This window comes from Streptomyces sp. NBC_00385 (assembly GCF_035917155.1).
GTDB classification, from domain to species: Bacteria; Actinomycetota; Actinomycetes; order Streptomycetales; family Streptomycetaceae; genus Streptomyces; species Streptomyces poriferorum.
Genome location: NZ_CP107951.1, coordinates 2066363 through 2081111, shown reverse-complemented (window position 1 = coordinate 2081111; position 14749 = coordinate 2066363). Strand labels below are relative to the sequence as shown.

Genomic DNA, 14749 nt, shown 5'->3' with positions numbered 1-14749 from the left:
TCCCGGCCCGGCACTCCGGTGAAGAGGACCACCGTCTTGCGGACCCGTCAGTCCGAGAAACTTCCGTCCGACGCCCGGCCGTTCGTACAGCTCAGCGGGACGGAGATGGGTCTAGACCACTAACGAAAGAGGAAAACTATTTACCGGGCGCCCGCCTCTGTGGCTGACTGTGTCGTGTTCGCGACAACTCGACGCGCGTAGAACGTCGGCGAACGCAACTCCCCCCACAAGCAGGAGGCTGCCATGTTCCCCCGGACCGTTTCCCTGGAGCGCACCCAGAAGAGACTCACCGCGGCCGGTGTCGTCGCTACGAGCGCCGCGCTGCTGCTCGGCCTGATGTCCGGCACCGCGTCGGCGACGCCCGTTCCGGACAACCCCGTGCCCCTCGGCCAGGGCTACATGGGCGTCGGCTACGTCCAGGACAGCAAGGACTTCAAGCCCGACACCCGCCAACTGCACCTCGGGGCCCGGGCGGACGCCGATCTCAAGGCGAATCCGGAGGGCATCGATGTCTCCAGCTGGCAGGGCGGCATCAACTGGAGCTCGGTCCGCGGCGCCGGCATCGAGTTCTCCTGGATGAAGGCGACCGAGGGTCTGACGTACAAGGACCCGACGTTCAGCGCCAACTACCTCAACGCCTACAACGCCGGTGTGATCCGGGGCGCGTACCACTACGCACGCCCGGACGTCTCCGGCGGCGCGGCCCAGGCCGACTTCTTCGCGAGCAACGGCGGCGCATGGTCCCGCGACAACCTCACGCTTCCCGGCGTGCTCGACATCGAAGGCACCTGCTACGGCTACTCCCAGGCCTCCATGCGGCAGTGGGTCCTCGACTTCTACAACAAGTACAAGGCCCGCACGGGCCGTGACGTCGTGATCTACACCAGCCCGAGCTGGTGGAACACCTGCACCGGCGGCTGGAGCGGCATGTCCGCCCTTAGTCCGCTGTGGGTCGCGAACTGGACCACCGGCACCCCCAGCATTCCGGCGGGCTTCCCGTACTACACGGTCTGGCAGTACACCTCCACCGGCGCGGTGAACGGCGTCTCGGGCAACGTCGACCGGGACCGCTTCAGCGGTGACCGCTCCCGCCTGCTGGCACTCGCCAACAACACCCCGTGACGGCGGACGCCGGACATCGTTGCTCTCTCCCGGGCGTGACCCCAGCGTGAGGGGTGCGCGGGCCGGAGCGGCCGTACCCCGGCCGCTCCGGCCCGCGCGCTCACTCCGGGGCCCGGCCAGCTTCACGACCGTCAACGAAGGAGCACGTCATGGGCTCGACACCACCCCTCAGCAGGCGCGGCGCCCTCATCGCCGGAGCCGCGGCCCTGGCCGGCGGGCTGGCGCCGATGGCCGGTACGGCAGCGGCCGTACGCATGCCCGAGGCCTCACCCCCGCGAGCTGCCGCCCTGACCCCGCAGCAGCGCGCCGCACAGTGCGTCATCCACTCCTACCCAGGGCTCACGCCCCCCGCCTCCCTGATGAACGCCATCGAGGAAGGGCGCACGGCCGGTGTGATCTTCTTCGGGGAGAACATCCAGAACCTGAGCCAGATCGAGAGCGTCGTCCGGTCGATGAACGCGGCGCACGCCTCGTCCCCCGTACAGGCCCCGCTGCTCCTCATGACGGACCAGGAGGGCGGTGCGGTCCGCCGCCTGCCGGGGGAGCCCGTCATGTCCGCCAAGGACGTCGGCGCCTCGGCCGACCCGGGGCAGTGGGCCGACTTCACCGGCAGCGGCGCGGGGATGAACCTCGCGGGCGTCGGCATGAACGTGAACCTCGCCCCGGTCCTCGACGTCTACCGTCAGAACGGCGACTTCACCGACCAGTACGAGCGGTCGTACAGCAAGTCGGCTGAGGCGGTGGCCAGTTGTGGCACGGCCTTCATCATCGCCCAGCAGGGCGAAGGCGTCGCCGCCACGGCCAAGCACTTCCCCGGCCTCGGCCCCGCGTCCGCGACCCAGAACACGGACCTCCGCCCCGTCACCCTGACCACGTCCGCGGCCACCCTGCGCAGCGTGGACGAGGCGCCGTACCGGGACGCCATCGTGGCCGGCGTCAAACTCGTGATGCTGTCGTGGGCCATCTACACGGCCCTGGACGCCAACCGCCCCGCCGGCCTGTCCCCGGCTGTCGTCGGCGAGCTGCGCAACCGGCTCGGCTACACCGGAGTCACCATCACCGACGCGCTGGAGGCCGGCGCCCTCCAGTCCTTCGGCAGTACGTCCCAGCGCGCGGTGGCGGCAGCCGCGGCGGGCATGGACATGGTGCTCTGCTCGTCCCGCAGCGTCTCCCAGGGGGACGAGGCGGTAACGGCCCTGAGTGGCGCCCTGGCGTCCGGCCGGCTCGACGGCGCGGACTTCGACGCCGCCGCCGCGCGCGTCCACGCACTGCGCGCCGGGCTGTAACGGGCGAGCGGGGACGAAGTCGCGCCGGGAGCGTACGGGGAGGTCCGTACGCCCCCGGCGCCGGTGAGCGCGCCGCAGCAGCGCGACGCCCGTGCGCCCAGGGGGCGGAATAAGCCCCTCCATGATCATTTTTTGGCCCATTGTGGACTCACGCCGTCATCTCGGTGGCCGCTACATTCACCCCTTGACTGGACACGTACAACCAGGAGGAAAGGGTTTCGATGCGCCCCACACGATCCGTCGGTCACTTAGGAAGAACGCTCACGGCCTGTGCCGCCTCGGCCGCTGTCGCCGCACTGGGCCTTGCCGTCTCGCCGGCCGCGTCCGCCGCACCGGCCGCCGCCGCACCGGCCGCACCTGCCGTCACCGCGCAGGCCGAGCCCGGCGGCGCCTGCACGGCCGCCGACCTGGGCACCCGGCACCCGTACGTCAAGACCACCGAAGTAACCCCGACGATCACCCACTTCAAGGGCTGGTACGTCACCGAGGGCTCGACCGGTACGCAGAAGGTCACCACCACCGTCCAGGCCACCATCGAGGTGAAGGTCGGCGCCACCGGCAGTGCCAACGTCGAGGGCAGCTTCCCCGGCGAGGTCCTCACCAAGGCGGGCGCCACCGCGGGCGTCGAAGTGCAACTGACCTACACCTCCACCAGTACCGCGTCGACCGAGGTCACGTGGAACTTCGGCAGTCCGGGCTACTACGGCCTCTACAAGGGCACCAAGAAGGTCACCGGTACGTACGGCAGCCTCAACTGCAACCGCGTCCAGCAGAGCGACGGCAGCTGGGCCCTGAAGTGGGTCGAAGGGGCCGGGGCCGGGAGCTACACCACCTTCACCACCCTTGAGGAAGGCGCGGTGCGCTGCGAGGACGCCGTTCCCGCCGACAGCATCATGCGCAAGGCCCAGGACCTCCTCGACTGCGGCTCCGCCACCGCCACCGCGAAGCACCCGGCCGGCCCGGTGGCCTCCGCGAAGGCCGCCGAGGCCAGGCAGGAAGGCGCCCGCGCCACCGAGGCCGGGCAGAGCGTGAAGGCCACCGGGAGCCCGGCCCCCGCCACACGGGCCGCCCTGGACTGCCAGTCCCCCGTCTATCGGATCGACGTCCCCGGCAAGCCGCTGAACTGGAGTGCGCCGCTCCTTCCCGGTGACGGCATCCGTCTGCGCGAATCCAACTTCCTCAGCGCCCACCTGGACAACTGGCGGCTGTGCGACGTCACGGAGACCGACGGGGTCATCGAGGCGTCCCTGTGGAACTGGGGCAACGGCGGATGCGCGACCGTGCCGGCAGGCACCGCCAACCAGGAGGGCGCCGCCCTGACGACGGCCACCTGCGGGCAGGACGACCTCCAGCGGTTCTACATCTACCGCGACGTTCCCGGCAGCTCGAAGATCGGTGTGCAGAACAAGTACACCGGCTACATGATGGGTCACGACCGCTACGCGGACGGGGAGTTGATCCATCAGTACTCCAGCGGCAGGCCGGACGGTACGGGTACGTACGCCCTGACCGCGGTCTGACACCCCCTGCCCCGGACACGTCCTAGGTTGGGGTCATGCCGGACACGCAGTTCCCCGCGCCCGTGCCCGTCCCCGGTTCGGCCGCTGATGTCGTCCGTACCTGGGACGCCCGCGCCGATCGCTATCTCCGGCTGTTCCGGGACGAGTTGGAGGGAAAGCCCTTCGACCTGGAGACGCTGGACGCCTTCGCCGGACGCGTGGTGCGGGGCGGCAGGGTGTACGACGCCGGGTGCGGTCCCTGCGGCCATGTCACGGAGTTCCTGGCCGCCCGGGGACTCGACGTGCTCGGCATCGACCTCTCCCCGCGCTGCGTCGGTCTCGCGCGGCGGGAGAGGCCCGGCCGCCGGTTCGCGGTCATGGACCAGCGGGAGATCGCGGAGCCGCTGGACGGGCTGGTCTCGTACTACTCGCTCCACGACCGGCCGAAGGGGCAGCTGGCCGGGACCCTCGCCTCGTGGGCCGGGGCGCTCCGCCCCGGCGGGCAGCTCCTGATCGTGGCGAAGGAGGGGACCGGCGACGGGGTGGTCGACGATCCGCTCGGCAGCGGAATGCGCGTGTACTGGGCGGAGTTCACGGAGTACGAGCTCCGCGCGGCGGCCGGGGTGGCCGGCTTCCGCAAGGTCGACTGCACGGTCCGCGAGGCGTACGAGGGCGAGATCCCGACACGCCGCATCTACCTCTCGGCGGTGCGCGGCGAGGCCTGAGCCGACCCGGCGGCCCCGGCTCAGGCGGCGTAAGCGGCGGTGAAGCGTTCGACACTGTCCCAGAGCTCACCCTCGCGCCGAGGGTCGCAGGACTCGTCCGACGACCGGGCCGCACGGGTGCGGTCGACATAGGACCCGGTCGGCGCCTTGGTCGTGCCGAGGACGACGTCGGCGAGGTGGCGCCCGGCGGCGTTGCGGCCGGTCGCGAACTGCGTGAGGGCCATGGCCGGCAGGATGCGGCGCATCGCGAACCGGGCGAGGGGGCCTGCGTTACGGGCGAGGCCGGTGCCGGGCACGAAACCCGGGTTGTACGCCACGGCATCGACCCCGGCCGGCAGCCGCCGCGCGTACGCGTGCACCAGATAGATCGCGGCCAGCTTGCTCGTGGAGTACGCGGTGCGCCCGCCGGACGCGGTGTCCGGCCGGGGGAAGGCGCCCGGACGGGCGAGGATGTTCGGGGACCGCCACGCCGGACCGGGCACCATGCCCATGTTGTGCGTGAAGTCCCCGAAGTGGGTGTCGTCCTGATCGTTCCGGGCGCGGACCTGCGCATGGTCACCTACACGGCAGCGTCCGGCAGCAGCGACGAGGGAAAGCTCGACCTCCTGCGCGTCACGGGCGGCGCCGCCGCCCGTCCCTGACACCGGGGCCGGTGATCTGCCCCGTCACTTCTCAGTGGCGACCGACCTGGTTCGGTGCCAGCTCAGCGATGACCTCGTCGCCATCAACTGCTCCCGTCGGCACGAAACCCAGCGAGGTGTAGAGCCGTCCGGCAACGGCGTTGTCCGGGTGATAGGCCAGCCGGATCGTCCAGCAGTCCTCTTGCGCCGCCAACCAGCCCGTCATGGTCAGCAGAACAGCACGGCCGAGGCCCTTGCCCTGCTCGGCGCCGTCGATCAGCATTCCCCCGATCCAGTGCGAGCCGTCCTCGTCGTCCAGACCCCACATGACGTGTCCGACGACCGTGTCGTCGGCGTGGACCGCCAGCGAATTCCAGGTCTCCTCACGCATGGAGAGCAAGAGGTAGCGCGCTGCCATGGCAGGGACGTGACTTCGCTGATTGTCGAGAGGTGCGATGTCGGCGACCTCGCGCCAGTTCTCGGCGCCCACCTCCCGCAAGGTGACGCGTCGTCCGGGCCGGTCGAAGAAGCCGTAGTCAATCATCCGAGGAGACTACTGATCGCAGTTCGGTGACCCGGTGAGCGATGCCGGTCACGGCACCGGCCTGGCTTCTCCTCCAGCCCTCAGCCGGCCGGCCGCTCGCGACCCCAGGCGGCCAGCGGCCGGAGCGCGTCGTTGAGACGCTTGCCGTCCTCGGTCAGCGAGTACTCGACGCGAGGCGGCACCTCGTCGTAGGAGACGCGATGCACGACACCGTCCGCTTCCAGCTCACGCACGTGAGAGGCCAGTACCTTCTCGGTGATCCCTGGAACCAGTCGACGCAGCTCGCCGAAGCGACGGCAGGGGTGCTCGTGGAGTGCCCAGAGGATCAGCACCTTCCACTTGCCGCCGATCACCTCCATCGCGGCATCGATCCCACAGACGTGTCCGTCCGGTGTGCCCGGCCGGTTCAGCGTTGTCATGCCCCACCCTTCCGACGTGCTTGCTCACCTCGGGGTAACCACCCACTGCCAAGTGCGTACTTGATCACCACCGGACTTGCGACCAGCCTAATCGGCATGCCACAGAACACTGTTGAGAAGACTCCCGTCACGCTGCTGGGCCTCGGCGCGATGGGCACCGCGATGGCCCGTACCTGGCTTGCCGCCGGCCACCCGCTCACCGTCTGGAACCGCACCCCTGCCCGCGCCGCGGCGCTTGCCGCCGAGGGGGCAAGCGCCGCGGACACCGCCGGTGCGGCGGTCGCGGCGAACACCCTGGTCGTCGTCTGCCTGTTGGACGACACCTCGGTCGACAAGGTGCTGGCCGGAACCGACCTCGCCGGCAAGGACCTGGTCAACCTGACCACCAGCACCCCTGCCCAGGCCCGCGCCCGCGCCGAGTGGGCCCGCGAACGCGGAGCCCGCTACCTGGACGGCGGGATCATGGCCGTCCCTCCCATGATCGGAGTTCCGGAAGCCGGCGGCTACGTCTTCTACAGCGGCTCGCCGGAGCTGTTCGAGCGGCACCGGCAGACCCTGGGCGTCCCGGTCGGCACGACCTACGTCGGAGAGGACGCGGGATTCGCGGCCCTGCACGACGTGGCCCTGCTCAGCGCTATGTACGGGATGTTCGCCGGGTCCGCGCACGCCTTCGCCCTGATCCGCAAGGAGGGCATCGACCCCGCGGCGTTCGCTCCGTTGCTCGCCGACTGGCTCGTCGCGATGGCTCCGGGAGTTCACCTGACCGCCGAACAGCTGCGGAGCGGTGATTACACCAAGGGCGTCGTCTCCAACCTCGCCATGCAGGTGGCCGGCACGCCGACCTTCCTGAGCACCGCCGAGCAGCAGGGGGTCAGCCCGGAACTGCTCAGCCCCTACTTCGAGCTGATGCGCCGCCGCCTGGCCGAGGGCAGCGGCGGGGAGGACCTGACGGGCGTGATCGACCTGCTGGTGCGCTGACCTGCCACTTGCCGTCCCAGAAGCGACCGTGCTGGTCACAGTTCTCAACGAGGGGCTGTGACCATCACTTTCGCAACACGCCCTGGGTCGCTGCACCGAGGAAGGCGGACCAGGTGTGCCGGAGGTCCGTGAGGACGGGGCCGTCGGTGACCTCGGCGTCGCGGATGTGCACGGCAGCGGGGTGGGCGGAGACCTCCACGCAGGCCCCGGGGCGGGGGAGCGAGGCCCCGAGAAGGTCGCCCGGTGCGAGTTTGCCGCTTCGGCAAGGATCTTTGCCGAATCCGCGCCGGGCCCGCACCATCTTCCGTAGATGGAGGTGTTTCGCATGAGCGACATGACGCAGACGTACGACGTGGTGGTGATCGGCGGCGGGGCCGCCGGCCTGAGCGGGGCGCTGTCCCTGGCGCGGGCCAGGCGGTCCGTGCTGGTGATCGACGCGGGCAGCCCGCGCAACGCACCCGCGTCCCACGTGCACAACTACCTGGGCCGGGAGGGCACCCCGCCCTCGGAGCTGGTGGCCATCGGCCGCAAGGAGGTGGCCGGATACGGCGCCGAGTTCGCCGAGGGCGAGGTCACATCGGCCGAGAAGCTGCAGGGCGGGGCCGGTTTCCGTGTCGTGCGGGGAGACGGAACCGCCGTGACGGCGCGACGTCTTCTCGTCACCACCGGGCTCGTCGACGAGCTGCCGCCGATCCCCGGCCTGGCCGAGCGCTGGGGGCAGGACGTGCTGCACTGCCCGTACTGCCACGGCTGGGAGGTCCGGGACGCGGCGATCGGCATCGTGGCGCTGACGCCGATGGCCGTGCACCAGGCGCTGCTCTGGAGGCAGTGGAGCGCCGACGTCACCCTCTTCCTGCACGACGGGCCCGAGCCGAGCGACGAGGAGTACGAGCAGCTCGCCGCGCGGAACATCTCCGTGGTGGACGGGGAGGTGACCGGGCTCGAGGTGGGCGGCGACCGTCTCACCGGCGTACGGCTGGCCGGTGGCCGGGTCGTTCCGCGCGAGGCCGTCGTGGTCCAGCCGCGGTTCACGGCGCGCTCCGGGGTGCTCGACGGGCTCGGGCTGCGCACCACGCCGCTGGAGATGGGCGGGCACACCCTCGGCACGTACATCGCGGCCGACCCGACCGGGGCGACGGAGGTGCCCGGCGTGTGGGTGGCCGGTAACGTCGCCAGTCTGATGGACCAGGTCATCGGCGCCGCCGCCGCGGGGCTGAAGGCCGGCGCCGCCATCAACGCCGACCTCGTCAGCGACGACACCCGCCGCGCGGTCGAGGCCCGCCGCGCCCCCTTCTCGGCCGAGGCCGAGCGTCAGGTCTGCGAGAAGACCCTCGGAAACCGCCGTCACGGACTGCAGGAGACACGATGACCCACGACAGCACGGACGCCGCCGCCTCCGACGCGGAGCTCTGGGACGAGCGCTACCGCGAGAGCCGCCGGATCTGGAGCGGGAATCCCAACACCGCCCTCGTCCGGGAAGCGGAGGACCTGAAGCCGGGGCGCGCTCTGGACCTCGGGTGCGGTGAAGGGGCGGACGCGGTCTGGCTCGCCCGCCGGGGCTGGCGGGTCACCGCCACCGACATCTCGCGCGTCGCCCTGGACCGGGCCACCGGACACGGGGCCGAGGCCGGGGTCGCCGACCTGATCGACTGGCAGTTCCACGACCTCGGGGTCTCCTTCCCCGAGGGGGAGTACGACCTGGTCTCCGCCCAGTTCCTGCACTCCATGGGCAACCTGCCGCGCGAGCAGATCCTGCGCCGGGCCGCCACGGCGGTGGCCCCCGGCGGTGTGCTCCTGATCGTCGGCCACGCCGGCTTCCCCTCCTGGGAGCACGACCACCCGGACGTGGAGCTCCCCACCACGGACGAGGTGCTCGCCTCCCTCCAACTCCCCGAGGGCGACTGGGATGTGCTGCTCAGCGCCGAGCACGAGCGCGTCCAGAACGACCCGGACGGGAACCCGACCACCCGTACGGACAACGCGCTGAAGGTGCGGAGGCGCTGACGGCGGATCCTCCGCCCGGTGCGCACCGCCCGCTCGCGGCCGCAGTCCGTTCAGGGGGCCAGCCCCGAACGCTCCAGGTCGAGCGCGACGGTGCGCACCGCGTCGACGATGGGCAGCAGTCTGCGACCGAAGGGGGTGAGGTCGTACACCGTCGACTGCCTGCTCCTGGTCTCCGCGACCCGGCTGACGACGCCGGCGTCGTCGAGCTTGCGCAGCCGGTTGGTCAGGGTGACCGCATTGGCCTTCGGGATGGCCCGCTGAAGTTCGTTGAAGCGCATGGCCGACTTCTGCAGCGTCATCACGATCGCCAGCGTCCACAGGTCGCCGACGACCGAGAGGATCTCCATGCACCGCGCCGTCTGAGGGTCTTCCACCTGATCCATGATGCCTTCCACTCTAAACGGCTGTGCTATCTTCACCGCTAAAGAACATTTAGTGGTTTCCAGTGGGGAAGGCATTCGCCTGTCATGAGAATCACGATCTTCGGCGCGACCGGACGGATGGGACACCTGCTGGTGCAGCAGGCCCTTGACGCAGGGCACGTGGTCACGGCCTACGCCCGCACCCCCGGCAAACTCCGCATCAAGCACGCGAACCTCTCGGTCGCCGCCGGGCAGCTCGATGACGACGAGGCGATCCTCGAAGCGGTCCGCGCCGCCGATGCCGTGATCGAGGGGGTCGGCTCCGAAAGTGCCGCGACCCGCAGGATCGTCGCTGCCATGGATGCCGCCGGTGTCAGGCGGATCGTGGTCGTGTCCACGTGCAGCGTTCCGGACCCGGCCGATCGGCCCGACCTCAAGTTCAAGGCCCTCGTCGGATTCGTCAGGACCGCCGCGCCCCGGGCCTGGGCCGAGGTGCGCTCCGCGGCAGAGGCGATACGCGCCAGCGACCTGGACTGGACGCTGGTCCGCGTGGCCAAACTCGATGACAAACCTGCCACCGGCGATATCCGGGTCGGACACTACGGCCATGGCGTGGTGGGCCTCTCCATCGGCCGAGCCGACATGGCCGCCTTCCTGCTCGGTCAGGTAACCGATGAGACCTACGTGCGCGGCGCCCCGGCCATCAGCAACTGATCGGCCGACGACTGCTGTTCGCGGCTCGCAGTGGCCTGTTCCTCGTCGACGCATGTCGCCTGTAGCCATCGGCCGTCCGAAACACGAAGGCGTTCCCGGGCGGGGCGTCATGCAGGTCAGGAACTGACCTATAGGACTCCTAGCGTGTTCCTCGACCGGCGGAGCAGGAACGACAGAAGGCGGACATCATGACTGTCAGCGAGACGACCACCCCCGACGTGACCGAGCGCCCGGCCCTCGCCGGCGAGCGCGCCGATCTGCTGGACATGCTCGCCAAGCACCGCCACTTCCTCCGTTTCACCACCCGCGACCTCACCGACGAGCAGGCCGGGCTGCGCACCACGGTGAGCGAGTTGTGTCTGGGCGGCCTCATCAAGCACGTCACCGGGGCCGAACGGAGTTGGGCGCGCTTCATCGTGGAAGGCCCGTCGTGCATGCCGGACTTCACCGCGATGACAGAGGCCGACTGGGCGAAGCGGGCCGACGAGATGCGAATGCTCCCCGGCGAGACGCTGGCCGGTGTGCTGGCCGACTACGCGGAGGCGGCCCGTCGGACGGACGAGCTGATCGCCACCCTGCCCGACCTGAACGCCACCCAGCCACTGCCGAAGGCGCCGTGGTTCGAGGGCGCCGCGCGCTGGTCGGCGCGCCGGGTGCTGATGCACATCATGACGGAGACCGCTCAGCACGCCGGCCACGCCGACATCATCCGGGAGTCGATCGACGGTGCCAAGAGCATGGGCTGACCGCCGGCCGTCGGAAGGCCACCACGGCGCGACGCCGTTGTCATCGAACGGCTGACCCGTGGGACCGTCGTCGGGCAGAGCCGTCGGCCGGATGGCGATCGCCACGCCCTGTTCGGCGGTCTGCGTACCGCTGAACGCGTTGAGGTCGGGGGCCACATGTCCGGGACGGGCGCCGTTGACCAGGATGGTGGTGCCCCTCGGCTCCTTGGCGTACTGATGGTGACGGCGTTGAGGCGGCTCTCCGTCTGACCGGCCGCGTGTTCCGCCTCGCCCGCCCGCTCCACTCGCAGTCGGCCGCGTGACGGAAACGCCGAGCGCCCGCCGTCCTCCCCGGAAGGGGCGGAAGGCGGGCGCGCTCGGTGCGGGTGCGGGTCCCGTCTCCGGAGGTTCGGGGCCGCGGGCCTGCGGGGCGTCCCCGGGGGGTCAGGCCTGCGGAGCGGCGGCCTTGATCGCGGAGATGTCGAAGTTCAGCTTGACCTTGTCGCTGACCATCACGCCACCGGTCTCCAGAGCCGCGTTCCACGTCAGGCCCCAGTCGGAGCGCAGGATGTCCGCGCTGCCCTCGAAGCCGACGCGCTCGTTGCCGTAGACGTCCGTCGCGGAGCCGTTGAACTCCAGGTCGATGGCGAGCGGGCGGGTGACGTCCTTGATGGTGAGGTCGCCGGTGACGCGGTACTTGTCGCCGCCCAGCTGCTCGGCAGCCGTCGAGCGGAAGGTCATGAGGGGGAACTTCTCGGCGTCGAAGAAGTCGCCGCTGACCAGGTGGCCGTCGCGGTCGGCGATGCCGGTGTCCACGCTGGCGATCTTGACGTCGATCGAGGCGGCGGAGTTGGCCGGGTCGCTGCCGTCCAGTTTCAGGCTGCCCTCGTGCTCACCGAAGGAGCCGCGGACGTTGGTGACCATCGCGTGACGGACGGTGAAGCCGATGCTGCTGTGGGCCGGGTCGATCGCGTAGTCGCCGGTGAGGGCGGCCAGGGCCGGGTCGACGGCGACGGTGGTGGCGGGGGCGTCGTTGTTCTTGCGGTTGAACAGAGCCATGGCTCCTCCTCGGGGACGTGATCGAGCGGGGCTCGAGATAGTTGTTTAACCTTCAACGAGATTCACTGTAGACCCATCTTGTTCAAAGTTCAACATCTACGGCGCCGACTGTTGCGGGGGAGGGTGGGGGGCGGGGTGGAAGCGGGCACGAATTCACGCGACCGTCACCGCAGGCCCTCTGGCGGACGCGCGTAGAACTCGGGCAATATCCTTCCTGCCCCATTGTCATGCACAGGAGGAGTCCCCCCATGGTGTCCCGTATGACGCTGCGCCCCGTCCTGACCGTCCTCGCCCTCGTCCTCGGCGTCCTCTTCGCCCCCGGAATCGGCGTCGTCGCCGGTACGACGGACGCCTACGCCGTCACCAAGCTCACCCACAGCCAGGCGACCGCCAGATTCAGCTCGTCCGGCATCACCTGGTCGTCCTCCGGTGGCTGCTCCAACCGCAACGTCTCCACCTGCACGTCCTTCGACCAGCTCAATCTGCCGACCGCCCAGGGTGCCCAGACCCTCAAGAGCGCCACGGGCTGCGCGCTCAACATCACCGGCGGCACCGAGACCGGGCACGCCAGTGGCACGTACTCGCACTGGAACGGCTACAAGCTCGACTTCGGCAAGACCACCTGTCTGACCAACTACGTGCACGGCGTGTTCAGTTACATCGGCGTGCGCGGTGACGGCGCGCCCCAGTACAAGTCCGGCTCCGGCAACATCTACGCGGACGAGGGCAACCACTGGGACGTCACGTACTACAACTGCGGCGGCTGCTGACCCGCGCCGCACGGTTCGTGGCGCGCGGGCTCGGGGGGCATCGGAACGTCGGGATGCCCCCCGAGCCCGCTGTCGGGGGGCCGGGGCCGGCGGACCGTGACCGCTTGTGCTGCGGGCTACCGGGCCCCGCGGCCGGGGGCCGGCGGGGTGCGCTGCCGCAGGCGCTCGCCCTGTGGCCCGAACATGACCAGGTATTCGACCGGCCCGCCGGATCCGGCGTTCGTGACTCCGTGGGCGGTACGGGTGTCGAACTCGGCGACGTCCCCGGCGGCCAGGATCAGGTCCTGCTCGCCGAGTGCGAGCCAGAGCCGCCCGTACAGGACGCACAGCCACTCGTAGCCGTCGTGGGAGATCTGCCGCGGCCGCCCGGGCGGCCCTTCGGTGGGCGGCAGGACGTGCTTGTGCGCGTGCAGACCCCCGACGTACGGGGTCAGCGGCAGCACCGCCTTGTCGTCGCCGAAGGGCTGTGACGTGGAGATGCGGGGCCCGGACTCCGTTGCGAGGCCCGCCAGTTCGTCCAGCGAGACGCCGTACTCCTTCGCCAGCCGCAGAAGCACCTCCAGGGTGGGCCTGCGCCGGCCGGTCTCGATGCGCGACAGCGTGCTGAGGGAGATGCCGGTCGCGCGGCCGACGCCGGTGAGCGTGGCGCCGCGGTGTTCGCGCGCGGCCCGCAGCCGGGGGCCCATGGCCGCCGTCGCGGCGGCTGTCCCGTCGTCCGTCATTCCCGCCCCCCGCTTCTACCGGGCGCGCCGCGTCCACGCCTGTCTGCTGCAAGTTTGCCAGCGCGGCAAGGCTTCTCGCCTCCGGTGGCCGCCGCGCCGCATGATCGACGGGTAGCCGCGTCCGCCCGTGAACCGAGGAGAACCCCATGCAGTCCGAGCTGTCCGCAGGCCTGCGCCACCGCACCGTCGAGGCCCCGGCCGGGCGCCTGCACCTGGTCGAGCAGGGGGCCGGCCCGTTGGTCCTGCTCGTCCACGGCTTCCCCGAGTCCTGGTACTCCTGGCGGCGCCAGCTCCCGGCCCTCGCCGCGGCCGGGTACCGGGCGGTGGCGCTCGACGTGCGCGGCTACGGCCGCTCCTCCAGGCCCGCCGCGGCCGACGCCTACCGGATGCTCGACCTGGCGGAGGACAACGTCGCCGTCGTGCGCGCCCTCGGGGAGGAGAGCGCGGTGGTCGTCGGCCACGACTGGGGCTCCAACATCGCGGCCGCCTCCGCCCTCCTCCACCCGGAGGTCTTTCGCGCAGTCGCCCTGTTGAGCGTCCCCTACGCTCCGCCGGGCGGCCCCCGCCCCACCGATGTCTTCGGCCACATCGGCGGCCCCGAGCAGGAGTTCTACGTCTCCTACTTCCAGGAGCCCGGACGCGCGGAGGCGGAGATGGAACCCGACGTCCGGGGCTGGCTCGCGGGCTTCTACGCGGCCCTGTCCGCCGACACCATGCCCGCAGCGGACGAGCCCGATCCGCACTTCGTGGCCCGCGGCGGCCGTCTTCGTGACCGCTTTCCCGCCGGCGTGCTGCCCGCATGGCTGAGCGAGGACGATCTCGACGTCTACGCCGGGGAGTTCGAGCGCACCGGGATGACCGGCGCCCTCAACCGCTACCGCAACATGGACCGCGACTGGGCGGACCTCGCGCGGTACGACGGGGCCCCGGTCAGGCAGCCGTCCCTCTTCATCGGCGGTGCGCTGGATGCCTCGACCACGTGGATGGCCGACGCCATCGACGCCTTCCCCGCGACCCTCCCCGCTCTGACGGCCTCCCATCTCCTGGACGGCTGCGGCCACTGGATCCAGCAGGAGCGCCCCGACGAGGTCAACCGCCTGCTGACCGACTGGCTCGGTGAGCTCGCGTGACGGACCGGGCCGTACGTGGGGAACACGCCCCGGTCCACGTCCGTGCCCCCGTCCGCCGGCCGGACTCCGG

General features: G+C 70.7%; 19 protein-coding genes. 12 read left to right on the top strand and 7 right to left on the bottom strand.

What is annotated here, in order from left to right:
* Positions 1-243: 243 nt before the first annotated feature.
* From OG959_RS09040 to OG959_RS09025, 4 genes are all read left to right on the top strand, one after another.
* The gene (locus OG959_RS09040) at positions 244-1122 is read left to right on the top strand and encodes a GH25 family lysozyme (RefSeq protein ID WP_326657685.1); all 879 of its coding nucleotides are present in this window, start codon (positions 244-246) and stop codon (positions 1120-1122) included.
* A 149-nt stretch (positions 1123-1271) separates the two neighbouring features.
* Positions 1272-2408 (top strand): glycoside hydrolase family 3 N-terminal domain-containing protein, encoded by a 1137-nt coding sequence (locus OG959_RS09035; protein ID WP_326657684.1) that lies wholly within the window; start codon positions 1272-1274, stop codon positions 2406-2408.
* 221 nt (positions 2409-2629) lie between these two features.
* Positions 2630-3928: an RICIN domain-containing protein gene (locus tag OG959_RS09030; protein ID WP_326657683.1), complete on the top strand. Its 1299-nt coding sequence runs from the start codon at positions 2630-2632 to the stop codon at positions 3926-3928.
* A gap of 35 nt (positions 3929-3963) precedes the next feature.
* Entirely contained in the window at positions 3964-4632 is a 669-nt protein-coding gene (locus OG959_RS09025) for a class I SAM-dependent methyltransferase (RefSeq protein WP_326657682.1), read from the top strand.
* Between the two features lie 20 nt (positions 4633-4652).
* Here the strand turns inward: OG959_RS09025 and OG959_RS09020 are convergent, their stop codons facing one another.
* Positions 4653-5117, bottom strand: a complete 465-nt coding sequence (locus tag OG959_RS09020) for a hypothetical protein (protein WP_326657681.1) — start codon at positions 5115-5117, stop codon at positions 4653-4655.
* 9 nt (positions 5118-5126) lie between these two features.
* On the opposite strand from OG959_RS09020, the gene OG959_RS09015 reads away from it, so the two are divergent.
* Positions 5127-5273: a hypothetical protein gene (locus tag OG959_RS09015; protein ID WP_306083276.1), complete on the top strand. Its 147-nt coding sequence runs from the start codon at positions 5127-5129 to the stop codon at positions 5271-5273.
* 31 nt (positions 5274-5304) lie between these two features.
* On the opposite strand, the gene OG959_RS09010 is transcribed toward OG959_RS09015, so the two are convergent.
* Positions 5305-5796 carry a GNAT family N-acetyltransferase gene (locus tag OG959_RS09010; RefSeq protein WP_326657680.1) on the bottom strand — a complete coding sequence of 164 codons (492 nt, stop codon included), beginning with the start codon at positions 5794-5796 and terminating at the stop codon, positions 5305-5307.
* An 80-nt stretch (positions 5797-5876) separates the two neighbouring features.
* Complete coding sequence (locus tag OG959_RS09005) at positions 5877-6215, bottom strand: winged helix-turn-helix transcriptional regulator (protein WP_326657679.1); 339 nt, start codon at positions 6213-6215, stop codon at positions 5877-5879.
* Positions 6216-6311: 96 nt separating this feature from the next.
* Between OG959_RS09005 and OG959_RS09000 the strand changes: the two genes are divergently transcribed.
* The gene (locus tag OG959_RS09000; protein WP_326657678.1) at positions 6312-7193 is read left to right on the top strand and encodes an NAD(P)-dependent oxidoreductase; all 882 of its coding nucleotides are present in this window, start codon (positions 6312-6314) and stop codon (positions 7191-7193) included.
* A 64-nt stretch (positions 7194-7257) separates the two neighbouring features.
* Here OG959_RS09000 and OG959_RS08995 read toward each other — a convergent pair whose 3' ends face one another.
* Positions 7258-7494: a DUF397 domain-containing protein gene (locus OG959_RS08995; protein WP_326657677.1), complete on the bottom strand. Its 237-nt coding sequence runs from the start codon at positions 7492-7494 to the stop codon at positions 7258-7260.
* A gap of 24 nt (positions 7495-7518) precedes the next feature.
* Between OG959_RS08995 and OG959_RS08990 the strand changes: the two genes are divergently transcribed.
* Entirely contained in the window at positions 7519-8562 is a 1044-nt protein-coding gene (locus tag OG959_RS08990; protein ID WP_326657676.1) for an NAD(P)/FAD-dependent oxidoreductase, read from the top strand.
* Positions 8559-9197 (top strand): SAM-dependent methyltransferase, encoded by a 639-nt coding sequence (locus tag OG959_RS08985; RefSeq protein ID WP_326657675.1) that lies wholly within the window; start codon positions 8559-8561, stop codon positions 9195-9197. Before OG959_RS08990 ends, OG959_RS08985 begins: the two co-directional genes overlap by 4 nt.
* 50 nt (positions 9198-9247) lie before the next feature.
* Here the strand turns inward: OG959_RS08985 and OG959_RS08980 are convergent, their stop codons facing one another.
* Positions 9248-9580 (bottom strand): winged helix-turn-helix transcriptional regulator, encoded by a 333-nt coding sequence (locus tag OG959_RS08980; RefSeq protein ID WP_326657674.1) that lies wholly within the window; start codon positions 9578-9580, stop codon positions 9248-9250.
* Positions 9581-9664: 84 nt separating this feature from the next.
* On the opposite strand from OG959_RS08980, the gene OG959_RS08975 reads away from it, so the two are divergent.
* Positions 9665-10273 (top strand): NAD(P)-dependent oxidoreductase, encoded by a 609-nt coding sequence (locus OG959_RS08975; RefSeq protein WP_326657673.1) that lies wholly within the window; start codon positions 9665-9667, stop codon positions 10271-10273.
* A gap of 188 nt (positions 10274-10461) precedes the next feature.
* Complete coding sequence (locus tag OG959_RS08970) at positions 10462-11019, top strand: DinB family protein (protein WP_326657672.1); 558 nt, start codon at positions 10462-10464, stop codon at positions 11017-11019.
* Between the two features lie 423 nt (positions 11020-11442).
* On the opposite strand, the gene OG959_RS08960 is transcribed toward OG959_RS08970, so the two are convergent.
* Positions 11443-12057 carry a YceI family protein gene (locus OG959_RS08960; protein WP_326657671.1) on the bottom strand — a complete coding sequence of 205 codons (615 nt, stop codon included), beginning with the start codon at positions 12055-12057 and terminating at the stop codon, positions 11443-11445.
* A 248-nt stretch (positions 12058-12305) separates the two neighbouring features.
* Between OG959_RS08960 and OG959_RS08955 the strand changes: the two genes are divergently transcribed.
* Positions 12306-12827 (top strand): hypothetical protein, encoded by a 522-nt coding sequence (locus tag OG959_RS08955; protein WP_326657670.1) that lies wholly within the window; start codon positions 12306-12308, stop codon positions 12825-12827.
* A 116-nt stretch (positions 12828-12943) separates the two neighbouring features.
* Here OG959_RS08955 and OG959_RS08950 read toward each other — a convergent pair whose 3' ends face one another.
* A complete protein-coding gene (locus OG959_RS08950; protein WP_326657669.1) occupies positions 12944-13549 on the bottom strand; it encodes a helix-turn-helix domain-containing protein in 606 nt (201 codons plus the stop codon).
* Positions 13550-13695: 146 nt separating this feature from the next.
* On the opposite strand from OG959_RS08950, the gene OG959_RS08945 reads away from it, so the two are divergent.
* A complete protein-coding gene (locus OG959_RS08945; protein ID WP_326657668.1) occupies positions 13696-14679 on the top strand; it encodes an alpha/beta hydrolase in 984 nt (327 codons plus the stop codon).
* Positions 14680-14749: the final 70 nt, after the last annotated feature.